This window comes from Brucella cytisi (assembly GCF_038433355.1).
Classification (GTDB): Bacteria; Pseudomonadota; Alphaproteobacteria; order Rhizobiales; family Rhizobiaceae; genus Brucella; species Brucella cytisi.
The window spans coordinates 310,939-332,600 of the sequence record NZ_JBCAUP010000004.1; the positions used below are offsets into that span (position 1 = coordinate 310,939).

Below are 21,662 nucleotides of genomic sequence, written 5' to 3' on the forward strand. Positions count from 1 at the left end.
AGAGGAGAACTGAAATGAAAAAGGCAATTTCTTTATGCCTTGGAACAGCCGGCCTGGCGCTCGCGCTTATGAGCAGTTCGGCAATGGCAGCCGACAAGCTGACCTTGCAGCTCAAATGGGTGACGCAGGGGCAATTTGCCGGTTACTATGTAGCCAAGGACAAAGGCTTCTATGAGGAAGAAAATCTCGATGTCGATATCAAGCCGGGCGGACCGGACGTCGCTCCGCCGCAGGTGATTGCCGGTGGTGGCGCGGATGTTGTGGTTGACTGGATGCCGTCGGCGCTCGCGACCCGCGAAAAAGGCGTCCCGCTCGTCAACATCGCCCAGCCCTTCAAGAAATCCGGCATGATGCTGACCTGCCGCAAGGACACCAACATCACCAAGCCGGAAGACTTCAAGGGTCGCACGCTCGGTGTCTGGTTCGGCGGCAATGAATACCCGTTCCTGTCATGGATGAGCCATCTGAAAATTCCTACCGAAGGCGGCAAGGATGGCGTGACCGTGCTCAAGCAGGGCTTCAACGTCGACCCGCTGATCCAGAAGCAGGCCGACTGCATTTCTACAATGACCTATAATGAATATTGGCAAGTGATTGATGCAGGCATTCCAGCCGATCAGCTTGTGGTCTTCCCATATGAAGAGCAAGGCGTCGCCACGCTGGAAGACGGTCTCTATGTGCTGGAAAAGAGCCTAGATGATCCGGCAATGGTCGACAAGCTCGCCCGTTTTGTCCGCGCCTCAATGAAGGGCTGGAAATACGCATCCGAGAACCCTGGAGAAGCAGCTGATATCATACTCGACAACGATGCTTCGGGTGCTCAGACCAAGGAGGTTCAGGAACGTATGGTCAAGGAAATCGGCAAGCTGGTTGACGGCTCCGATGGCACCCTTGATGTGGCGGCTGCCGACCGCACCGTGGAAACGCTTCTGGGCGGTGGCTCCGACCCCGTCATCACCAAGAAACCGGAAGGCGCGTGGACAGCCAAGATAACCGACGCCATGAAGAAGTGATCCGGTTCAAAACAGCAAAAAACCGGCCCCAAAAGGCCGGTTTCTTTTTTGTCTATTCCGCCGGTTCAGCCGTGCCACCCTTTTGTGACTTCCCTTTAAGGGCGTAGTTCAGCTCCCTTTCGAGTCGTGCTTCCTCTTCGGCTTTGGGCTGCGTAAAGCGTCCCAGCAGCAGATAGGCGACCGGCGTTACATAAAGCGTAGCAATCGTTGCTAATCCAAGACCACCCACAATGACCCAGCCCAGAGCCACACGGGCTTCTGCGCCAGCGCCACTTGCCAAAACCAGCGGCACACCGCCAAGCACGGCGCAGATCATCGTCATACAGACCGGGCGAAGACGAATGTTGGATGCTTCCTCGATTGCTTCTCGAACGCTCAAGCCCCTGTCACGCAATTGATCTGCGAATTCGACAATCAGGATACCATTCTTGGCCATGATGCCGACCAGAAGCACGAGACCGATTTGGCTATAGACGTTCAGGCTCGTACCTGTGAGCAGCATCGCAAAAACCGCACAACCAAGCCCGAGAGGAACCGTCGCCATCACGATCAGCGCACTGACAAAGCTTTCAAACTGCGCTGCCAGCACTAGAAGAATGATGATGATGGCAAAACCGAACACCATTGCCAGGCCGCTTGATGTTTCGCTGAGCGTCGAAGCTTCCGCCAGCGGAATGATATGGCTTCCCGGCGGCAACAAAGGCGCTGCGATTTCCTGTGCCGCCTGATAGGCATCACCCAAGGCGAAATCGTCGCGCAGATTTGTCGTTATGGACACCGAGCGCTGACGCGTCTCGCGATCAAGCTGTGGCGGAACCGCTTTCTCAACGACCGTAGCGATAGACGACATCGGCACATAGCGACCGTCCGTCGTCTTCATGAATATGTTTTCAAGATCGGTCGGATCGTTGATCGGGTTGGTGGTGGCAACGAGTTTCACATCAAAACTGCGATCTCCGACATAAACCGATCCGATCTTGCGACCGTCGAGTACCGACTGCACAGCATTCGCAAGCCCTGTAATGTCGATACCAAGATCGGATGCTCGTTCGCGATTGATCTCGACGGAAAGCTGCGGCTGGGTCGGCTCGACGGACAGTCGCGGCTGCACGAACCGTGGATCCTTTTCCAGCGCAGCAACGACCGCCTGCGCGGCAGGCTGTAGCTTGGCATAATCGCTACCGAGTATGGCAAACTGCAAACCGTTGCCCGCACCACGGATACCAAGGCTGTTCGGTTGGGTAGTAAAAATACGCACCGCGGTTATGCCTTTGATGCGCTGGGTAATGTCAGCCATGATTTCCTGCTGGCTGCGCGCGCGTTCCTTCCACGGTGCCAGCGTCAGGACAACAAAGCCGTTATTGGACGACCCGCCGGAACCTGCGATGGCATAAGTAGTAATGATTTCACCGCTATCGCGCAGAGACTGGACGGCTTCCTCAATCTTGTCGAGCTGCGACTGGAGGAACTCCACACTGATGCCCTGGGGCCCGTTGATGCGCAGCAGTGCAACGGCACGATCTTCCGAAGGCGTCAGTTCCTGACGGATCAGACCGTAGCCGATAAAGGATGCGCCTGCGAAAAGCATTGCCACCAGCACAACAACGAATGGCGCCGACAGACAAATGTGCAGCGTCTTTTTATAGAAGTTCGCAAGCCCGCCGCCGATACGACGCAGGAAAAGCGGACCGTGGCCGCCGTCTTCGCCACTTCCTTCCTTGAGGAAGCGAGAGGCAAGCATGGGGCAAAGCGTCAACGCAACAACAGATGACAGAAGAACAGCAATTGCCAGCACGAAGCCGAATTCACGGAACAGACCACCCGCCTGCCCCGGCAAAAACGAAATTGGAACGAAGACTGCCGCCAAAGTCAGCGTCGTGGCAATAACGGCGAAGAAGACTTCCTGCGTGCCGAGGACTGCCGCAGCACGCGGCCCCATACCCTGATTGCGTCGCCGGACAACGTTTTCCAACACAACAATGGCGTCATCGACCACGAGACCCGTAGCCAGCACCAAAGCCAGAAGGGTAAGAATATTGACCGAGAATCCTGCCAGATAGATGGCCGCAATCGTGCCGATCAAAGCGACAGGCATGGACAAGGCCGGGATAAGCGTTGCACGTATATCCCAGAGGAACACGAAGATAATTGCCACAACGATGATCACTGACGCAATCAGTGCGATTTCCACCTCGTGGATGGCACCATTGATGAAATTCGCATCGTCACTGGTAACGGCGATATTCACGCCCGCAGGCAAGGTTTGCTGCAAATTGGCAACCGCTGCGCGAATGCCTTCCGAGATGTCGAGCGTATTTGACTGTGCCTGACGGACAATACCTAGACCGATTGCCGTCTTGCTGTTAGAGCGAACTGCCGAGCTTTCGATATCCGGCCCAAGCGTGACGGTCGCAACATCGCGGATCTGCGTGCGTCCGTTGATGTAGACGTTCTCAAAATCTTCCGGCTTTTCCAGATTGGCCGTAGCGCGAACCACAATGGACTGATCGGCACTACGCAATGAACCGGCAGGAGCGTCTAGGCCCATGGAAGAAAGCGCCGAGGATATATCGGCAATGGTCAGACCGTAGCTCGCAAGGCGCGCCTGAATGATATCGATACGGAAAATCTTGTCACGTTCACCGTTGATCTGCACGTCAGCAACACCCGGGACTGCTGACAGGATATCCTGTATCTGGTCTTCGACTAAAACCGTCATGTCATCGACAGACATGGTGTCGGACGTAACTGCCAGACGCATCACGGGATCAGCATTGGAATCCGCCTTGATGATGCGTGACGGATCTGCCTCTTCGGGCACGTTGTTGGCGACACGAGAGATCGCGTCGCGCATATCTGCGGCTGCAACGTTGAGGTCTACACCGTCGTTAAATTCCACCGTGACACGGCTGCGTTCGAACGAGGATGTCGAAGAAATAGATTTCACGCCCGAAACACGCGCGACTGCGTTTTCGAGAACCTGTGTCAACTGACGATCAATGGTTTCAGCGGATGCACCACTGAAATCTGTGCTGATTGTCACTACAGGCCGGTCAACGTCCGGCAGTTCGCGAATATCAACGCCAGTGAAGGCTGCAAGACCCGCGACAACGATCAGCACATTTATAACAAAAGCGAAAACTGGACGACGGATGAAAAGCGCCGTCGATCCGCCACTGCTGGATGAGGAATTGTGACCAGTCACGCGCTTACCCTCATCCTGCAGTACGTGTTATCGAAACAGGATCAGCCAGTGCCGTACCCTGCTCGTCCTTTACACGTACCGGCGCATCATCACGCACGGTTTGAACACCTTGCGTTACGATCATGTCGCCCTGTTTCACCGGACCATCGATGAGAATGTTGGTTGAATTACGCTGAACGATACGAGCGACAATTTTTTTGGCGACACCGTCCTCAACACGCCAGACATAGGAACCGTCAGCGCCCCATTGAATAGCCAGCGGATCGACCGAAGGATAACGATCACCCGGAAAGAGAACCGTGACGGAAAATGACATGCCCGCGCGCAGACGATCCTGCGTGTTCGGCACTTCTGCGCGAACATGCAGCGTACGGCTGGCTTCATCCAGCATATTGTCAACCGCGTTGATCTCACCGCTATAGGTTTCACCAGGGAAAGCGGTCGATTCCGCAGTCAATGGCTGGCCAACCTTGATTTGCGGTGCGAAGCGTTCTGGCACCCATATATCGATCAGCACTTTTGACCGGTCATCGATACGGCCAATAGAAGTCTGTGCGGTAATGTAGTTGCCCACGTTGACAGGAAGAATACCAACAATACCGGAGATTGGTGCACGAACCGTGCGACGGCTCAAGGCGAGTTGCGCGTCCTGCAAAGCAAGCTGTGCGTTCGCGACTGCCAGCTCAGTCTCAACCACCTGAACTTCAGTTGCGGTGTTCGTCGCCCGCAATTTTGCGATGCGCTGGCGTGTCGTCTGTGCATCTTTCAACGCCGTCGCGGCCTTAGCGACAGCGATCTTTTCCGTCTCGGCGTCAAGTTCAGCAATCGAGTCGCCTTCCTTCACGCTATCGCCCGCCTTGACGTAAAGCTTCGTCATGTAACCGCTGGAGTACGGGGTTATCGACACAGTGCTGAGAGCCCGTGCCGAACCGATAGCCGTCAAACGGTTGTTGATAGTCTCTTCGCCGGCAGCCTCGACAACAACGAGTGGTGCGGATCGCCCGCTTCCGCCTTTCTGCGCTTCTTCTCCGGTTGCTGCGGCCTTCACCACATCATTCTTGTTCTTATAGCCATACCAGCCGCCAACGGCGGCCACAGCTATGAGCAGGCACAAGGCAATCTGCTTCCAGGATTTCATTCAGCTCTCCGGCAAGGCCTACCGCCACCTGACGGCCCTCGTTTTTCGAAACCATTTTGTCGGGCGCGGAAAATGCCAGCAAATAGTATCAGAATGATGATTGCCTTCACATTGCGCAAATCATGCAACCCATCAGGATCCATGAATTTTTCCAACCAAGACTTTGCACGTACGATTCCAAGGCGTCGAGTTAAATTTCGGTAATACTGCTCACAGATATCCCGGAAACGGGTTCGTTCTTAACCGATTGAACAAAGGCTGTTGGATTTATCGGTCGGCTCCATATATAGGAGGCTACCTTTATGTATTGCGTTTCGATGGCACACAGGTTGAGGCACCGCGGCAATCAGGCCGGTTCACCTTGAGTTGGAAGCACAGGCTATGGCGGTTGTTGAAAAGACCACAGATACGGGCACGCCTTCCCCTGAAGCGGCCTCCCAAACTGCGACCACGGAACGGCTCTCGTCAACCCAGTTCACACGTTTACCCTGGCGAAACCGGCTTTCGAGCAAGCTATTGCTCTTGACCGCACTTGCCGTGCTGATCACCGAAGTTCTGATCTTCGTCCCGTCTGTTGCCAATATGCGCGTGCGCTGGATGAGTTCGAGACTTGATACGGTGGGCGCCGTCAGCGAGGTTCTCGCCGCAGGCGGCGATATGGATGTGCCGCGTGACATTCAGGACAAGGTACTTCTGGCAACCGGCACGAAAGCTATAGCCATGCGGGAAGCCGGTGCTTCGCGCCTGCTTGCCATGTCGGAAGTACCCGGCAAGATTGACCAGGTCATTGATCTCAACAATATCAGCGAAGCAGCTGCCATATGGGACGCATTCGGAACCTTGTTCAACGGCGGAGACAGAACGCTACGAATCTATGGTTCGGTTTCGCCATCCAGTTCTCCGGGACGTATTATTGAAATCGTGACCTCGGATGCACCCCTCCGACACGCTATGCTCGTCTATGCGCGCAACGTGACTTTTATCTCGCTCATCATTTCAGTCATAGCGGCGAGCCTGATTTACCTGATCATTCACGAAATGCTGTTGCGGCCGGTGCGTATCATGCATCGCAACATGATCGATTTCGCCTCATCCCCTGACAATCCTGCGCTGATCCTTGTGCCAGAAAACCGCAAGGACGAATTCGGCGTGGCCCAGCGTCAGATATCGCATATTCAGAGCGACCTTCAGAGAACGCTCAAAGAACAGAAACATCTCGCCGATCTTGGCCTCGCCGTCTCCAAAATCAACCACGACATGCGCAATATTCTGGCCTCAGCGCAGTTGATGTCTGACCGGCTTGCCGATACCGAAGACCCGATGGTGCAGCGGTTTGCACCCAAACTTATCCGTACTCTCAGCCGCGCGATCAGCTATTCCGAAAGCGTCATGGCCTATGGTCGCTCGCAAGAAGCACCACCGCGCCCGCGTCGCGTTCTGCTGCACACAATTATCGCTGACGTTCAGGAAACCCTTAGCCCCAGGTCAGAAAGCAGCGTTGAGTTCGAGAATCTTGTTCCAGAGGATTTCGAACTCAATGTCGATTCGGAACAGTTGTTCCGTGTGCTGAGCAATCTTTGCCGGAATTCTGTGCAAGCCATGGAGCGTGATCAGAGCATTGATGACGCGACCGTCAAGCGACTCACGATTTCTGCCGGAAGAATCGGGACGACGGCAATCATCGGTGTCGAGGACACCGGCCCCGGTTTGCCACAAAAAGCACGCGACAATCTTTTCACGGCATTCAAGGGATCGACACGCAGTGACGGCACGGGTCTTGGGCTTGCCATCGCGCAAGAACTGATCCGCGCGCATGGTGGGACAATCGAGCTTCGAGAAGACCGCCCGGTTGGGGCACATTTCGAGATTCGCATCCCCGATTTGCCGATGCAACGCGGAGACCGGAGTCCCCAACGGGCAGAGGAAAGTGTTTAGGCAATCTACCGTTGCGCCAACTTTGAACGAAAAGCCTGGAAATGTGGGGCCTGACAAGAAATCTTCACAGAACCACATTTTTTTCTAAGAAGACGCTTGCATTTAGCGATCCGTCCGATTATCAACCGCCCATCGCCGCAGCGAGCGGCACACAGGCAAGCACCCGTAGCTCAGCTGGATAGAGCACCAGACTACGAATCTGGGGGTCAGAGGTTCGAATCCTTTCGGGTGCGCCATTTTTCTCAAAACAATCAGTGATTTGTTTCGGCGCGTGACGAACCGGTTTATGCGTTGCTTTGCATATTTCCCAAATTGACTGCCCTCGACCTCGTGACGTTTTTGCTCGCTCCGCTATATGTGGCTCGACATGTCGGCATCACATTTCTGCAGTGGAATTTTTCTCATGAAGCATCACGCGCTCGTCTGGCTGCGTAACGATCTTCGAATCAACGACAATCCCGCACTGGATGCAGCCGCCGAAACAGGCGACCATATCACAGCAGTTTACGTTCATGAGACCGTTGCCGAGATTCGGGCGCCCGTCGGCGCGGCGCGGTGGTGGCTCGATCAGAGCCTGAAAGCGATAGGAAAACAGCTGGCTGATCGTGATATTGAACTTCTCATCGAGACCGGTGATCCGAGGGATATCCTCCCTCAGTTGATCGCGAAACTGGCCGTCACCGAACTGTTCTGGAACCGTCGCTACGCTCCGGCGGAACGTGAATTCGATGCAAATCTGAAGTCACAACTCAAGGAGAGCGGAACCGGTGTAACCTCATTTCCTGGCAATCTTCTTCTTGAGCCCTGGGAGCTCAAGACAGCCAGCGATACGCCGTATCAGGTCTTCACCCCTTTCGCCAAAGCGTTGCGCCTCCATAACGTTCCCCGCCCGCTTTCTCGAAGGCAATGGGACATCAAACCAACACAGAAAGCCTGCTATTCGCCCAGCGTTCCGTCCTGGGCGGAAAAGTTGGATGGGCTTTGGAATATTGGAGAAGACGCAGCGCGCGATTGTCTGACGCGTTTTCTGGAGAACACGCTGTCGACCTATACCGAGGATCGCGACGTTCCCGGCATCGACGGAACTTCAAGACTTTCACCTCATTTGCGGTTCGGTGAAATCAGCTCCCGTCAGGCGTGGTATGCCACGCTGGCGTTTATGGACGAGCATTTTGCAGCACGGGCGGGCGGTGAAAAGTTTCTGTCCGAACTGATCTGGCGGGACTTTAACTATCACCAGCTCTATCACCGCCGCGACATCAGCCGACACGATATGCGTGACACACTGTCCGGCATCGCATGGCACGATGCCCCAGCTGCATTCGAAGCGTGGCGTCGCGGAGAGACGGGCTTTCCCATCATCGATGCCGGTATGCGCCAGCTTTGGGCCACCGGATGGATGCACAATCGCGTGCGAATGCTTGTGGCATCTTTTCTCACCAAGAATCTGCTCATCGACTGGCGAAAGGGTGAAGAATGGTTCTGGGATACGCTCGTGGACGGTGATATCGCCAGCAATCCGGGAAGCTGGCAGTGGGTGGCAGGCTGCGGCATGGACGCTGCGCCCTATTTCCGGGTATTCAATCCGATCTTGCAGGGTGAAAAATTCGATGCCGAAGGACAATATGTCCGGCATTGGGTGCCAGAACTATCGGGCCTGTCCAACAAATGGCTGCACAAGCCGTTTGAGGCCCCCAAGGATGTGCTGACCAGCGCTGGAATTGCGTTGGGCAGTACCTATCCCAAACCAATCATTGATTTGCAGGCCTCACAACGGGAGGCCCGCAAACGGCTCAACAGCCAGCCGTAATCAACGCGCTTCCAGTCCGCCATTCTCAACGATAAAGTCGATGATTTCCGGCACGCCCTTGCCGCGATGGAGGTCGGTGAAACCGAATGGACGCTTGCCGCGCATGCGTGCCGCATCGCCTTGCATGATATCGAGATCGACATGAACGTGAGGGGCAAGATCGCTCTTGTTGATCACAAGAAAATCTGACCGTGTGATACCGGGACCGCCTTTGCGCGGAATTTCCTCGCCCTGGCAAACAGAGATGACATAAAGCGTCAGGTCCGCTAGATCTGGCGAGAAGGTAGCAGCGAGATTGTCACCACCGGATTCGATGAAGACAATCTCCAGATCGGGAAATCGCCGGTTCATTTCGGCAATTGCCTGCAGATTGATGGAGGCATCCTCGCGGATTGCCGTATGCGGGCATCCGCCCGTTTCGACACCCATGATCCGATCTTCGGACAAAGCCTGAGAACGCGCCAGAATGAGGGCGTCTTCCTGTGTGTAGATATCGTTGGTAATCACGGCGACCGAGTATTTATCACGCAGCGCTTTGCAAAGCTTTTCGGTCAGCGTCGTCTTTCCCGATCCCACTGGTCCGCCGATACCTATACGCAAGGGTCCGTTTTTCTGTGTCATGTGCGAAAAAGCCTCGAATGTTGGGTTTCGTGTCTCATGGCCATGATGTCGCTAATGTAAGTCGCGGAACCAAGGTCACTCAATGAAGTTTTTTCTATTCGCGCCGCTGTTTCGGCGAAAACCGGCTCCAAATCCGACATTGTCGCAGTCACGCCGTTCTGCCCCATGACAGAAAGACGGATGGATGCCTGCAAAAGATTGATACAGAAGGCTTGCAGAAAGGCGGCGAGTGTCAATCCAAGCGATACTTTGTTAGCGCCCGCCACGGCACCGACTGCCACCGGATAGGGACAATCGGCTGGCAGGCGATCGAATACAGAACTTGGCCAGTTTCGGGCTGCAGCCAGAAACGCTTCGCCTTGCAGCATCGTCTCCATATGACGTTCGCGCGAACCGGCCAGTGATTCGGCCAATTCTGCAACCTCGACAAGATCGCCTTCGGCAACCGCACGCCGCCAGCTTTCCGCGCAAAGCACGGCATCGTTCCAGCCGGAGCCACGTGTTACAAGCCAATGCAGCCAATCGCCCATCGTGGCTGTGTCTGCGACATAGCCATCATGGACGGTCCGCTCCAGCCCATGACTATAGCTGAACGATCCGACCGGAAAGACCGGCGACAGCCAGGCCATCAGCCGCAGCAAAGCGGTGGTGGTATTAGTCGTGGTGGTGGTGGTGATGTTCATGATCGTGTTCGTGATGACCATGATGATGATCGTGGTCATGCCCATGGTCATGACGCGAATGGCCACCGGAATAAGCACCGCGTAGTGGACTGAAAATAGCCGTTACATCCGTAACTGTCGCACCAAGCCCTTCTAGCATCGCCTTTATGACATGGTCGCGAAGAATGAAGATGCGATCACTCTCGATCTGAGCCGCGAGGTGACGGTTGCCGATATGCCAGGCGAGTTCGGCAATATGCAGCGGATCACGCCCGCGGATTTCGTAAAGTTTCTCGCTTGCGGCGCGGATTTCAATCTCACGTCCGTCATCGAGGACAAGCCGGTCACCGTGTTCCAGCACCACCGGCTCTGCGAAATCGATGAGCACCTTCTCGCCGCCTTCCAGTACAATGGCTTTGCGCCGCAAATGACGTTCATCACGTTCGAGAACGGCATGGCCCGCAGGCACGGCATCGATCACCTTATCCGCACGAATAATGGCAGTGGCACGAAACATTTTTTTGCCTTTCAAGATCAGAACATGAAGTAGCGTTGCGCCATTGGCACGACGTCGACGGGCTCGCAGGTCAGAAGTTCGCCATCTGCGCGCACCTCATAGGTTTCCGGGTCAACTTCCATTTGCGGCATCGCATTGTTGAGGATCATGGAATGTTTGCCGATACCGCCTCTGGTATTGGCCACTGCAATCATCTGCTTGTCCACCCCAATCTTCTCTCGAAGCCCCTCATCCATTGCGGCCTGCGAAACAAATGTAATGGACGTATTGGTGCGGGCTTTTCCAAACGAGCCAAACATCGGACGATAATGCATCGGTTGCGGCGTTGGAATTGAGCCATTCGGGTCCCCCATCGGCGCGGTTGCGATCCAGCCACCAAGCAGAACCATCTCCGGCTTGATTCCGAAGAAAGCAGGATTCCACAAAACGAGATCAGCCCGTTTGCCCACTTCCACCGAACCGATTTCATGCGCCATGCCATGGGCGATTGCTGGGTTGATGGTGTATTTCGCGATGTAGCGACGCGCCCGGTAATTGTCATTGCCCAGCTTGTCGTCGGGAAGACTGCCGCGCTGCTTCTTCATCTTGTCTGCAGTCTGCCAGCAGCGAATGATCATTTCGCCGACACGGCCCATCGCCTGACTGTCGGAGGAAATGATGGAGAACGCTCCCATATCGTGGAGGATGTCTTCTGCGGCGATTGTTTCCTTGCGGATACGGCTTTCTGCAAAGGCGATATCTTCAGGAATTGCCGGGGACAGATGATGGCACACCATCAGCATGTCGAGATGCTCTGCAATCGTATTGACCGTGTAAGGCCGGGTCGGATTTGTCGAAGCCGGCAACACGTTCGGATACTGACACACGCGAATAATATCCGGAGCGTGTCCGCCACCGGCGCCCTCCGTATGGAAGGAATGGATCGTGCGTCCCTTGAAGGCGTTGAGCGTGTCTTCGACGAAGCCGCCTTCGTTCAGCGTATCGGTGTGGATCGCAACCTGAATATCGAACTGATCGGCAACCGACAGGCAATTATCGATCGCAGCTGGCGTCGAGCCCCAGTCCTCATGCAACTTCAAGCCACAGGCACCGGCGCGGATCATTTCTTCCAATGCACCGGGCAGTGAAGCGTTTCCTTTGCCGAACACACCGATATTCATCGGCAGGCCGTCAAATGATTGGATCAGCCGGGCTATATGCCACGGCCCCGGCGTGCATGTGGTTGCAAGCGTGCCATGGGCGGATCCGGTGCCGCCACCGACCATGCAGGTGATGCCTGCATTAAGTGCTTCATCCACCTGTTGCGGTGAAATGAAATGGATATGCGTGTCGATACCGCCCGCCGTGAGGATCTTGCCCTCACCCGCGATAATCTCCGTACCGGGGCCGATGATGATCGAAACGCCGGGCTGCGTATCCGGATTTCCGGCCTTTCCGATCACCGCGATACGCCCGTCGCGAAGCCCCACATCGGCTTTATAAATACCAGTATGATCAAGGATCAGAGCATTGGTAATGACTGTATCCATCGCACCGTCGGCGCGCGACATCTGGCTTTGTCCCATACCGTCGCGGATAACCTTCCCTCCGCCAAACTTTACCTCTTCGCCATAGGTGGTGAGGTCCCGTTCGACTTCGATAAACAGTTCCGTATCGGCGAGACGCACCTTATCGCCAACAGTAGGGCCGAACATTTGCGCATAGGTGGCGCGACTAATTCTGGCTGGCATGAAATGTCTCCGTCACCTGTTCTAGAGCTTTCCCATGACCATCTGGCGAAATCCGTAGATCTCGCGCTTGCCGCTCACGGGAACCAATGTCACGTCGCGTTCCTGACCGGGCTCAAAGCGCACGGCAGTTCCGGCTGCAATATCCAGCCGCTGTCCGAGCGCCTTGTCGCGTTCGAAAGAAAGGGCCGCATTCACTTCGTAAAAATGAAAATGACTACCGACCTGGATGGGGCGGTCGCCGGTATTGGCGACCTTGACCGTGATGGTGGGATGCCCCTGATTGAGTTCTATATCGCCGTCCTGCGTAATAATTTCGCCGGGGATCATGTCACACCTCACCCGGCCATCAGCATCAGGCCGCTAAGTGCGGTAGCGCCACCGGCCAGACGCAAAGCAATTTTGCCATTCTTGCCCGCCAGAAGCCGTCCTGCGGCAAGGCCGACACCCATGCCAGCGGCGTGTAGCAGTGCGGTCGCAAGCGCAAATCCAGCCGCATAGGAGAGGAATGCCGCGCCTCCGATTTCACCACCGTGTGCATGACCGTGAAAGAAGGCGAAGAAGCCGGCAATAAGTGCACCAACAACCGTAGTGACAGGGAGGGCAAGCGCCACCATAAGACCAAGCACGACCACCGAAGCCAGAATGACCGGCTCAACGAAGGGCAGTGGCATGCCCCGAAGTGCCGCCACAAAACCAAGCAGCATCACGCCGACAAATGCCGCTGGCACGACGAAGAGTGCCCGTCCACCGAGCATGGCGGCCCAAAGTCCTACCGCAACCATCGCCAGAATATGATCCGCGCCGGAGAGCGGATGTGTGAAGCCCGCCGCGAATGAGCCGTGTTCGGCCGGATTAAGATGGGCAAAGGCAGGGCTTGCGGTGAGCGCCATTGCCACCGCGGCAGGGACCGTAGTCTTCTTCATTATCGTACCTTTCAAAAAACAGGTTCGCCTCGGCGAAACCTGAAAATCAGCGGATCGGCTCGTGAACGGTGACGAGCTTTGTGCCATCGGGAAATGTGGCTTCGACCTGAATGTCGTGGATCATTTCGGGCACGCCATCCATCACTTGTTCACGGGTGATGACGTGCGCGCCTGCTTCCATCAGATCAGCAACCGTGCGCCCATCGCGGGCACCTTCAACGACAAAATCGCTGATCAGTGCGATCGTTTCCGGATGATTGAGTTTTACACCGCGCTCCAGGCGGCGGCGGGCAACCATGGCGGCCATGGCGATCAAAAGCTTGTCTTTTTCCCTGGGCGTCAAATTCATGACTTCGTTCCAAACTTCTTACTTTCAAAGCGGTATGCATTCCGCTGGCGTTAAAAGCGGCGGGATTGCCGCGAACTCAAAATGTCCAAACTTTGGGCAGTCCTGCCTTACCGTTAAGCAGGGCAAGCAATGGCCCCAGACGTTTGCGCAAGGTGTAACTATCCGGCGCGTGAAGTCGCATCATCAGTTTGGTTACAGGACCAACCTGCCAGAGGCTGGCACCGCCCTCCTCTCCAATGATCTGCCGGGCAGCTTCCAGATGTTTCCCGGCCTCCCCTGAAATCAGAAGCACGGTGGCCACGGCAAAAGCCCCGGCGGTCACTGGACGCGCTTGCAATTCGGCCCCAACATCTGGTCCCAGCCGAAACTCTTCGGCATGCACAAGCCTCCCATCGGGCCGCCCACCCAACCGCACACGCCAACGATCACTGAACATCGCTTCATCAACCCGCTCACCCATGGCAAGGCGCCCGAATATAGTCGCCTCCACCACCAGGATTTCCGCCCCCTCCTCCAGCGCGACATCCAGCGTTCGTGACAACACGGATTGATTGAACAGAATGGTTTCCTGCGGAAGCCAAGCAAGACGCGTGCCTTTTGCCGCCTTCAAGCGCGTGGCAATGCGTGCCTCGCCGCCCCCTGAGCGATAGATACGCTCACAGGCCTGCGTGGTGATGACAGCCGAAGCGTTTTCGCCAATCTCCACATCCCATTGCAGTCGGTCACCACCCGTCAGCCCTCCTGATGTGTTGATCAGGATTGCTTCCAGCGGGTCGCCTCCGACCTGCGGCATGCGGATCTTGGCTGCGCCTTCCTGGTAAAGCCTGGAAATGCGCGAACGCCCGTCCTTGAAATGTATCGAAAGCCCACCCAGCCCGTTGACGCGCTGCGAGGAGAGCTCCGCTAACTTATTGTTATTTATTATCATCCGCGCGAATCTCGTCTTGCTCTTCTAAAGCAGAACCGACCGCAGAATAAAGGGGGGTGGGGGTGCGGCAGGACGCCGCCACATATTGGAAAGCTTGAAAATGTTTCATAAAAAGCCACGGCAATCCCACCCGAAGCAATGTTTCGGATGGGATTTATCGATCAGTTCCCCGGTCAAATATGCATTGCCGCCGGGTGCGTGACCGTCTTTCGATAGAGATGCCAGCTCGCATGCCCAAGGATGGGTATTACTACCGCCAATCCGGCAAACATCGTGGCAAAACCGACGATCAGCATCGCGGTTACGATTGCAGCCCAGAGCAGCGATTCCACGGGGTTGCGCATGACAACACGCAACGATGTCGCAACCGCCGCCGCAGCGCCGCAATCCTGATCAAGCAGCATCGGGAACGTCACAATCGTCGAGCACAGGACAACGATTGCAAAAAGCAAACCAATGCCACAACCGGCAAAAACCAGACTGCGTCCCTCTTCCGTTGACGACACCTGATTCATCAACATTGAGAAGCTCTCGGGCGGCATCGGCCCGAAATAGTGAACATAGAGATTTTGAGCCACCAGCAGCCAGGCAATAAAGATTGCGAACAGAAAAGCACCGACAGCCACGATGGACGGCAATGCCGGGGAATGGCTCACATCGAGCGCACGTTTCCAGGATGTATCCAACCCTTCTTCACGGCGTCGGCTCATCTCATAAAGCGGCAGTGCAGCAATTGGCCCGATCAGGGCAAAGCCGGACATCAGGGGAAACAAGAGCGGTAACGCGTTTGCGTTCGTGCTCCAGTAAGTGATGAGCAGCCCCGCCAGCGGATATATGAGGCAAAGGAAAACGTAATGCGATGGCTTTGCCCAGAAGTCGTCGAAGCCCAGACGCAGGGCATCAAATACATCTGCCATGCGAATGCGCTTAACTTCGGGATAAAAGGCTGATTGGTCTCGACCTGCAACAACATGAAACTGTGCCATGACGCTCCTCCTGCGGATTAAGCAGTCCTGACGGCAAGGAAACGGTCAGGACATGGCCTGCACGCAATTTCTGGCTTTCAAACAGTCACCGGATAAATCCGATTTTCGTCACGCCAATTCGTCAGACCAGAGCCTGACGGTCTGGCAATCAGTATACATCGAAAAGACTGATGGCGAAAGAAAAGCGGCTCAATGAGATTGAAAACCCCGTGTGAACTGATCTTAAATCAGCAACCACACGCACTTTCCATTAGAGCGCATCCAGAAAAGTGTGAAACGGTTTTCGGAAAAGATGCGCGTAACAACAAATGATTAGAGCGCCGATCTGATCCGATCAGATCGAAACGTGCTCTAACGAAAGCACGGCAAAGCCAGTTTCTGGATCTTATTGGAAAATAATGGTGCTGCGAGAGAGGATTGAACTCTCGACCTCTCCCTTACCAAGGGAGTGCTCTACCACTGAGCTACCGCAGCAATCTCTTGAGTGCGGCGGACTTCTGCCACATCATTACGCAAATCGCAAGCAAGCAATTGCATTTCTTTTCACATAATGTGGAAATCTGCCGGACGCGCATTTGAAAGCAGCTTTTCCGGCCCTTTTCCCGTAGTAGAGGACCGCCATGAGCGAAAATACGACCAACAAAGAGAAACAAACCCAATCGGACCAGCGCAAAAAGCGCCGGGCCGAGGAGTTGCGCGCGAATCTGATGCGCCGCAAAGCGCAATCCAGATCACGTCGCGCAGGCGAAGCGGATGAACGAAACGACGGCATCACCGCCGCCAGCGACGATACCGACTGAGAATCGCAACAACAAAGCCTTCCTTGAAGATAGGGGGGCTCTGCGGTAAAAGTTCATTTCTGTTCTTCGCAGCGATGTCGTCCTATTGTGATTCGTATTTGACGTAATTTGGCCGCAAGACTCGTAATTTCATGACGCAACGCCACCGCGCCGTAAGGGCTGCCGGATTTGGTGAAAATTTATCGGGCAAGGTATCGGCCCAGAAGGTGACACAGCATGGATCGCATCAAAATCGTTGGTGGCAACAAGCTCAACGGCATCATTCCAATCTCCGGCGCAAAAAACGCCGCTCTGCCGTTGATGATCGCCTCGCTTCTGACCGACGATACGCTGACGCTCGAAAATGTGCCGCATCTGGCTGACGTCGAACAGTTGATCCGCATCCTCAGTAATCATGGCGTCGATTATTCGGTTAACGGACGTCGCGAGCATCAGGATGGGGCCTATTCGCGTACGATCCATTTCACTGCCCGTAATATCGTCACCACCACTGCACCGTACGAACTCGTATCCAAGATGCGTGCAAGCTTCTGGGTTATTGCGCCTCTTCTCGCTCGCATGGGCGAAGCAAATGTTTCCCTGCCAGGCGGCTGCGCTATCGGAACGCGCCCTGTCGACCTTCTTCTCGAAGCTTTTTTAGCTCTTGGAGCCGACATCGAAATCGAAAACGGCTATGCGAAGGCGAAAGCCAAGCACGGTCTCGTCGGCGCACGCTATAAGTTCCCGAAGGTCTCCGTCGGCGCGACCCATGTCATGCTGATGGCAGCAGCGCTCGCCAAGGGCGAAACCGTCATCGAGAACGCTGCCCGCGAACCGGAAGTCGTCAATCTCGCCGACTGCCTTAATGCAATGGGCGCCAAGATCACCGGCGCCGGAACCAGCACTATCCATATCGATGGGGTCACCAACCTGTCGGGCGCGCGCGTTCGTGTTATTCCAGACCGTATCGAAGCTGGAACCTATGCCATGGCCGTCGCCATGACCGGCGGTGATGTGCTTCTGGAAGGCGCACAGGAAAGCCAGCTTTCCGCAGCTCTCGAAACGCTGCGACAGGCCGGAGCTGAAATCACCGAGACCAATAGCGGTCTCCGCGTTGTCCGTAACGGTCATGGTATCCATCCCGTTGACGTTACTACCGACCCTTTCCCCGGTTTCCCGACCGACTTGCAGGCGCAGTTCATGGGCCTGATGACCAAGGCCAAGGGAACGTCGCGCATCACGGAAACCATTTTTGAAAATCGCTTCATGCACGTGCAGGAGCTGGCACGTCTTGGCGCAAAGATTTCGCTGTCCGGCCAGACTGCAACCGTCGAAGGCGTGGAACGCCTGAAGGGTGCTCAGGTGATGGCAACGGATCTTCGGGCTTCAGTTTCGCTTGTGATCGCTGGCCTTGCTGCTGAAGGCGAAACCATGGTCAACCGCGTGTATCATCTGGATCGCGGCTTTGAGCGTCTGGAAGAAAAACTGTCACGCTGCGGCGCAACAGTAGAACGTATCAGTGGCTGATCTGACCAAGCCGGAGTGACATTCATCGCTCCGGCTTTTTCTCGCGCAACGCTAAAGATTCCAGTCGAAGGGCGACAGGCTTGAAAAGCCTGTCGATTTTTTTGTTTTGACATGCCAAGTTGATAATCGGCCGAGCGGGTGATTGATTTTCTGCCTGTTGGGAGCAGTTATTAACCGACAACGGAAAGTGGTGCTGGAGTATGGAGATGTTGAAGCTTGTGGCGCTGGATGAGGAGGATTTGCAGGTCCTGTCCGCTCATCTTCAGGACGCAGTTTTGAAAGTATCCGACCTTCAGTATCTCGGGAACGAGAAGCGCTTCGTTCTCACGGCAAACCGCTTTGTCTGGGAAGAAAGCAAGCCGAAGTTCCTGCGCAAGCCGCAATATCAACGCAGGCGTACCGCTCTGCACTTCAACCGTGTGATCGCAGCCAAGGCAGTCGGCATTGACCGCCAGAAACCGGATGAAGTGCTTTCCCTGATGGCCATTCAGTTCACGGCCGGTGAAACACCTGCCGGAACAATAGAACTGACTTTCTCGGCAAATGCGGCTATCCGTCTTGAAGTGGAATGTATCGAAGCGCAAATGACGGACCTTGGCGCGGCATGGGAAACAGAATCACTTCCTCGCCATAACGTCTAATACCAAACCTTGATGAGCTAAATCATCGAGATTTGGAAAGCCCGTGTGGCGATTGAACATTTTCAGGGCTTGGATAGCGTCAGCATCTTAGCGCCCTGGCATAAGAGAGGGTTATACAAAACCGTCTTTCGTCAGCCGGACGCCAGTTTGGCAAAGCATATTTGAAGGAACAGAAGCGTGGTCAAGACGCTCAGACAAACCGATCCCGATTTCGAGAATAATTTCGCGACATTTCTGGCCAGCAAACGCGAGGCGTCCGAGGATGTCGATCGTGCGGCCCGCGAGATCGTTGAACGGGTGCGTCGTGAAGGTGACAGTGCACTCATCGACTATTCCCGTCGCTTTGACCGGATCGATCTCGAAAAAACCGGAATTGCGGTCACTGAAGCTGAAATCGATGCCGCATTCGACATAGCCCCGGCATCGACGATCGAAGCGCTGAAGCTTGCTCACGAGCGCATAGAGAAACACCACGCGCGGCAGTTGCCGAAAGATGATCGTTATACGGATGCGCTTGGCGTTGAGCTCGGTTCGCGCTGGACCGCTATCGAAGCTGTGGGGCTCTATGTTCCGGGCGGCACGGCAAGCTACCCAAGTTCCGTATTGATGAACGCTGTTCCCGCCAAGGTGGCAGGTGTAGAGCGCATTGTCATGGTCGTCCCGGCACCCGACGGCATCCTCAATCCATTGGTTCTGGTGGCAGCACGTCTGGCTGGCGTTTCCGAAATTTATCGTGTCGGCGGCGCACAGGCTATCGCTGCACTCGCCTATGGCACCGAAACAATTAGTCCGGTTGCCAAGATCGTCGGCCCCGGCAACGCCTATGTTGCAGCGGCCAAACGTATCGTCTTCGGCACGGTCGGCATCGACATGATCGCTGGGCCATCGGAAGTGCTGGTCATCGCCGACAAGGACAACAATCCTGACTGGATCGCCGCTGATCTCCTTGCCCAAGCGGAGCATGATACCGCTGCGCAATCAATCCTTATGACCAATGATGAGGCTCTCGCTTTGGCTGTCGAAGAAGCTGTCGAACGGCAGCTTCGCAACCTCCCCCGCGCGCAAACTGCCGCCGCGAGCTGGCGTGATTTCGGCGCGGTTATTCTGGTCGAGGATTTCGACGCGGCCATTCCGCTTGCCAATCGCATTGCAGCCGAGCATCTGGAAATCGCTACAGCCGATCCGGAAGCATTGCTGCCCAAAATCCGTAATGCGGGATCGATCTTCATCGGCGGCTATACGCCGGAAGTGATCGGCGATTATGTCGGCGGCTGTAACCACGTTCTGCCAACGGCGCGCTCAGCGCGCTTTTCGTCCGGCTTGTCGGTTCTCGACTACATGAAACGCACGTCGCTTCTCAAACTCGGCCCTGATCAACTGCGCGTACTCGGACCTGCGGCAATCGAGATTGCCCGCGCCGAAGGCCTTGACGCACACGCGCAGTCTGTCGCTATCCGGCTGAATCTATGAGGTGACATGACCGCCGCTGTTCCAAATGCGCGCCTTGTTGACGTCGAGCTCGATGAATCCATCGGGCGCTCGACGCCTGACGTCGAGCATGAACGTGCGGTGGCCATTTTTGACCTCATCGAAGAAAATTCCTTCCACCCGATCGGAGACGACACGGGAGGGCCGTACCGTCTCAAGCTTTCGCTGATGGAATCGCGACTGATCTTCGCCATCACCCGGGAGGCCGGTGAAGACGTCGCAACTCATATTCTCTCGCTCACGCCCTTACGGCGCGTCGTGCGGGATTATTTCATGATTTGTGAAAGCTATTATCAGGCGATCCGGTCAGCCACACCAAGCAAGATCGAAGCAATCGACATGGGACGGCGCGGCCTGCACAATGAAGGGTCGCAGACGCTCCAGAACAGGCTGCAGGGCAAGATCGAGGTTGATTTCAACACGGCACGGCGGCTTTTCACACTTGTCTGCGTCCTGCACTGGAGAGGCTGATCATTGATGGTCATCACCGATGCCCCTCCCGTGAATTTCAGCGCCGACGGCGACGAAGATCATAAATCGAGCCCGCCCAAATCCCTGCTTTTTGTCTGCGGCAAGAATGCAATTCGTTCACCCATGGCGGAGTTACTTGCAAGACAGGCCCTGCCACCCAATATTTATGTAGCTTCTGCAGGTGTGAAGCGGGGCGAACGTGATCCGTTTGTCGATGCTGTACTTCAGGAAGAAGGTTTGTCGCTTGATAACCGGCAACCACGTGGCCTTGAAGAACTTGCGGATGGCTATTTCGACCTGATTGTAACGCTGACACCACTCGCCCATCATACCGTCTTGGAGCGAATGCGCGGTTTCTCGGTTGATGTCGAATATTGGCCGACGCCTGACCCCACGCTGGTGGCAGGCAGCAGAAGTCAGATCATGGCGGCTTATCGCGATGTGCGGGATCGTCTGAAGCGGCAAATCATGCAGCGCTTTGACAAGAACGGTTCCGGCTAATACGGAATCGGCGGAACCGTTCTAACTGTTTGTTTTGTCGCATTATCCGACGCAAAATGGCTTCGCACTTTTGCTGGAAATGCTCCAGCATCAAGTTCACGGAATTCCGTTGTTCACAAATGCCGCCTAATCATATAGGTTCCGCGCAAATTCCGACCTAAAGACCGCTCGAGAGCGGCATTTTATCAAAGAAAGACACAGGTATCGCATGGCGAAAGAAGAAGTCCTAGAATTTCCGGGTGTTGTTACGGAACTGCTGCCGAATGCAATGTTCCGCGTAAAGCTCGAAAACGAACATGAAATCATCGCCCATACGGCAGGCCGTATGCGCAAGAATCGCATCCGCGTTCTGGCCGGCGACAAGGTTCTGGTTGAGATGACCCCTTACGATCTGACCAAGGGCCGCATCACCTACCGCTTCAAGTAAGCAATCCGTTC

General features: G+C 55.3%; 21 protein-coding genes and 2 tRNA genes. 11 read left to right on the plus strand and 12 right to left on the minus strand.

The genetic code is table 11. The features are described 5' to 3' along the window. The first annotated feature begins 14 nt into the window (after positions 1-14). Positions 15-1,013, plus strand: coding sequence for an ABC transporter substrate-binding protein (locus AAE521_RS06055; RefSeq protein ID WP_010658166.1), 999 nt, complete (start codon positions 15-17; stop codon positions 1,011-1,013). Positions 1,014-1,065: 52 nt separating this feature from the next. On the opposite strand, the gene AAE521_RS06060 is transcribed toward AAE521_RS06055, so the two are convergent. Continuing rightward, complete coding sequence (locus AAE521_RS06060) at positions 1,066-4,218, minus strand: efflux RND transporter permease subunit (RefSeq protein ID WP_071631918.1); 3,153 nt, start codon at positions 4,216-4,218, stop codon at positions 1,066-1,068. A gap of 10 nt (positions 4,219-4,228) precedes the next feature. After that, on the minus strand, positions 4,229-5,356 hold the full coding sequence (locus tag AAE521_RS06065) for an efflux RND transporter periplasmic adaptor subunit (RefSeq protein WP_071631917.1): 1,128 nt from the start codon (positions 5,354-5,356) through the stop codon (positions 4,229-4,231). Positions 5,357-5,737: 381 nt separating this feature from the next. Here AAE521_RS06065 and AAE521_RS06070 point away from each other — a divergent pair, with 381 nt between their 5' ends. The 3 genes from AAE521_RS06070 (at position 5,738) to AAE521_RS06080 (ending at position 9,101) form a co-directional block, all read left to right on the plus strand. After that, complete coding sequence (locus AAE521_RS06070; RefSeq protein WP_071631916.1) at positions 5,738-7,291, plus strand: sensor histidine kinase; 1,554 nt, start codon at positions 5,738-5,740, stop codon at positions 7,289-7,291. Positions 7,292-7,450: 159 nt separating this feature from the next. Continuing rightward, positions 7,451-7,527: transfer RNA gene (locus AAE521_RS06075), tRNA-Arg, on the plus strand. A gap of 167 nt (positions 7,528-7,694) precedes the next feature. Then, the gene (locus AAE521_RS06080; protein WP_342060734.1) at positions 7,695-9,101 is read left to right on the plus strand and encodes a cryptochrome/photolyase family protein; all 1,407 of its coding nucleotides are present in this window, start codon (positions 7,695-7,697) and stop codon (positions 9,099-9,101) included. Here AAE521_RS06080 and ureG read toward each other — a convergent pair whose 3' ends face one another. The 10 genes from ureG to AAE521_RS06130 form a co-directional block, all read right to left on the minus strand. After that, entirely contained in the window at positions 9,102-9,722 is a 621-nt protein-coding gene (gene ureG, locus AAE521_RS06085; RefSeq protein WP_010658108.1) for an urease accessory protein UreG, read from the minus strand. Continuing rightward, entirely contained in the window at positions 9,719-10,405 is a 687-nt protein-coding gene (locus tag AAE521_RS06090; protein WP_342060765.1) for an urease accessory protein UreF, read from the minus strand. Before AAE521_RS06090 ends, ureG begins: the two co-directional genes overlap by 4 nt. Beyond that, the gene (ureE, locus tag AAE521_RS06095; protein WP_342060735.1) at positions 10,377-10,901 is read right to left on the minus strand and encodes an urease accessory protein UreE; all 525 of its coding nucleotides are present in this window, start codon (positions 10,899-10,901) and stop codon (positions 10,377-10,379) included. Before ureE ends, AAE521_RS06090 begins: the two co-directional genes overlap by 29 nt. Positions 10,902-10,918: 17 nt before the next feature. Next, a complete protein-coding gene (ureC, locus tag AAE521_RS06100; protein WP_342060736.1) occupies positions 10,919-12,631 on the minus strand; it encodes an urease subunit alpha in 1,713 nt (570 codons plus the stop codon). 21 nt (positions 12,632-12,652) lie between these two features. Beyond that, positions 12,653-12,958, minus strand: coding sequence for an urease subunit beta (locus AAE521_RS06105; protein ID WP_342060737.1), 306 nt, complete (start codon positions 12,956-12,958; stop codon positions 12,653-12,655). A gap of 8 nt (positions 12,959-12,966) precedes the next feature. Further along, positions 12,967-13,554 carry a HupE/UreJ family protein gene (locus AAE521_RS06110; RefSeq protein ID WP_342060738.1) on the minus strand — a complete coding sequence of 196 codons (588 nt, stop codon included), beginning with the start codon at positions 13,552-13,554 and terminating at the stop codon, positions 12,967-12,969. A gap of 46 nt (positions 13,555-13,600) precedes the next feature. Continuing rightward, complete coding sequence (locus tag AAE521_RS06115; protein ID WP_010658102.1) at positions 13,601-13,903, minus strand: urease subunit gamma; 303 nt, start codon at positions 13,901-13,903, stop codon at positions 13,601-13,603. A 76-nt stretch (positions 13,904-13,979) separates the two neighbouring features. Further along, positions 13,980-14,831 carry an urease accessory protein UreD gene (locus AAE521_RS06120; RefSeq protein WP_071631909.1) on the minus strand — a complete coding sequence of 284 codons (852 nt, stop codon included), beginning with the start codon at positions 14,829-14,831 and terminating at the stop codon, positions 13,980-13,982. A 173-nt stretch (positions 14,832-15,004) separates the two neighbouring features. Then, complete coding sequence (locus AAE521_RS06125) at positions 15,005-15,817, minus strand: DUF2189 domain-containing protein (protein ID WP_071631908.1); 813 nt, start codon at positions 15,815-15,817, stop codon at positions 15,005-15,007. Between the two features lie 399 nt (positions 15,818-16,216). Continuing rightward, a tRNA-Thr gene (locus AAE521_RS06130) sits at positions 16,217-16,291 on the minus strand. 146 nt (positions 16,292-16,437) lie between these two features. Between AAE521_RS06130 and AAE521_RS06135 the strand changes: the two genes are divergently transcribed. From AAE521_RS06135 to infA, 7 genes are all read left to right on the plus strand, one after another. After that, positions 16,438-16,617, plus strand: coding sequence for a hypothetical protein (locus AAE521_RS06135; protein ID WP_010658099.1), 180 nt, complete (start codon positions 16,438-16,440; stop codon positions 16,615-16,617). A gap of 216 nt (positions 16,618-16,833) precedes the next feature. After that, positions 16,834-18,123 carry a UDP-N-acetylglucosamine 1-carboxyvinyltransferase gene (gene murA / locus AAE521_RS06140; protein WP_071631907.1) on the plus strand — a complete coding sequence of 430 codons (1,290 nt, stop codon included), beginning with the start codon at positions 16,834-16,836 and terminating at the stop codon, positions 18,121-18,123. A gap of 200 nt (positions 18,124-18,323) precedes the next feature. Beyond that, positions 18,324-18,764 carry a DUF2948 family protein gene (locus AAE521_RS06145; RefSeq protein WP_010658097.1) on the plus strand — a complete coding sequence of 147 codons (441 nt, stop codon included), beginning with the start codon at positions 18,324-18,326 and terminating at the stop codon, positions 18,762-18,764. Between the two features lie 177 nt (positions 18,765-18,941). Beyond that, positions 18,942-20,234, plus strand: a complete 1,293-nt coding sequence (hisD, locus tag AAE521_RS06150) for a histidinol dehydrogenase (protein WP_342060739.1) — start codon at positions 18,942-18,944, stop codon at positions 20,232-20,234. A 6-nt stretch (positions 20,235-20,240) separates the two neighbouring features. Continuing rightward, positions 20,241-20,723, plus strand: coding sequence for a UPF0262 family protein (locus AAE521_RS06155; protein ID WP_010658095.1), 483 nt, complete (start codon positions 20,241-20,243; stop codon positions 20,721-20,723). A 6-nt stretch (positions 20,724-20,729) separates the two neighbouring features. Further along, entirely contained in the window at positions 20,730-21,224 is a 495-nt protein-coding gene (locus tag AAE521_RS06160) for an arsenate-mycothiol transferase ArsC (RefSeq protein ID WP_342060766.1), read from the plus strand. Between the two features lie 208 nt (positions 21,225-21,432). Next, a complete protein-coding gene (gene infA / locus AAE521_RS06165; RefSeq protein WP_002965531.1) occupies positions 21,433-21,651 on the plus strand; it encodes a translation initiation factor IF-1 in 219 nt (72 codons plus the stop codon). Positions 21,652-21,662 lie beyond the last annotated feature (11 nt).

What these genes read in the sequence shown, in the direction of transcription:
- AAE521_RS06055 (WP_010658166.1), top strand. Translation starts at nt 15, where the DNA reads ATGAAAAAGGCAATTTCTTTATGCCTTGGAACAGCCGGCCTGGCGCTC.
- AAE521_RS06065 (WP_071631917.1), bottom strand. Translation starts at nt 5,356, where the DNA reads ATGAAATCCTGGAAGCAGATTGCCTTGTGCCTGCTCATAGCTGTGGCC.
- AAE521_RS06070 (WP_071631916.1), top strand. Translation starts at nt 5,738, where the DNA reads ATGGCGGTTGTTGAAAAGACCACAGATACGGGCACGCCTTCCCCTGAA.
- AAE521_RS06080 (WP_342060734.1), top strand. Translation starts at nt 7,695, where the DNA reads ATGAAGCATCACGCGCTCGTCTGGCTGCGTAACGATCTTCGAATCAAC.
- ureG (WP_010658108.1), bottom strand. Translation starts at nt 9,722, where the DNA reads ATGACACAGAAAAACGGACCCTTGCGTATAGGTATCGGCGGACCAGTG.
- AAE521_RS06090 (WP_342060765.1), bottom strand. Translation starts at nt 10,405, where the DNA reads ATGAACATCACCACCACCACCACGACTAATACCACCACCGCTTTGCTG.
- ureE (WP_342060735.1), bottom strand. Translation starts at nt 10,901, where the DNA reads ATGTTTCGTGCCACTGCCATTATTCGTGCGGATAAGGTGATCGATGCC.
- ureC (WP_342060736.1), bottom strand. Translation starts at nt 12,631, where the DNA reads ATGCCAGCCAGAATTAGTCGCGCCACCTATGCGCAAATGTTCGGCCCT.
- AAE521_RS06105 (WP_342060737.1), bottom strand. Translation starts at nt 12,958, where the DNA reads ATGATCCCCGGCGAAATTATTACGCAGGACGGCGATATAGAACTCAAT.
- AAE521_RS06110 (WP_342060738.1), bottom strand. Translation starts at nt 13,554, where the DNA reads ATGAAGAAGACTACGGTCCCTGCCGCGGTGGCAATGGCGCTCACCGCA.
- AAE521_RS06115 (WP_010658102.1), bottom strand. Translation starts at nt 13,903, where the DNA reads ATGAATTTGACGCCCAGGGAAAAAGACAAGCTTTTGATCGCCATGGCC.
- AAE521_RS06120 (WP_071631909.1), bottom strand. Translation starts at nt 14,831, where the DNA reads ATGATAATAAATAACAATAAGTTAGCGGAGCTCTCCTCGCAGCGCGTC.
- AAE521_RS06125 (WP_071631908.1), bottom strand. Translation starts at nt 15,817, where the DNA reads ATGGCACAGTTTCATGTTGTTGCAGGTCGAGACCAATCAGCCTTTTAT.
- AAE521_RS06135 (WP_010658099.1), top strand. Translation starts at nt 16,438, where the DNA reads ATGAGCGAAAATACGACCAACAAAGAGAAACAAACCCAATCGGACCAG.
- murA (WP_071631907.1), top strand. Translation starts at nt 16,834, where the DNA reads ATGGATCGCATCAAAATCGTTGGTGGCAACAAGCTCAACGGCATCATT.
- AAE521_RS06145 (WP_010658097.1), top strand. Translation starts at nt 18,324, where the DNA reads ATGGAGATGTTGAAGCTTGTGGCGCTGGATGAGGAGGATTTGCAGGTC.
- AAE521_RS06155 (WP_010658095.1), top strand. Translation starts at nt 20,241, where the DNA reads ATGACCGCCGCTGTTCCAAATGCGCGCCTTGTTGACGTCGAGCTCGAT.
- AAE521_RS06160 (WP_342060766.1), top strand. Translation starts at nt 20,730, where the DNA reads ATGGTCATCACCGATGCCCCTCCCGTGAATTTCAGCGCCGACGGCGAC.
- infA (WP_002965531.1), top strand. Translation starts at nt 21,433, where the DNA reads ATGGCGAAAGAAGAAGTCCTAGAATTTCCGGGTGTTGTTACGGAACTG.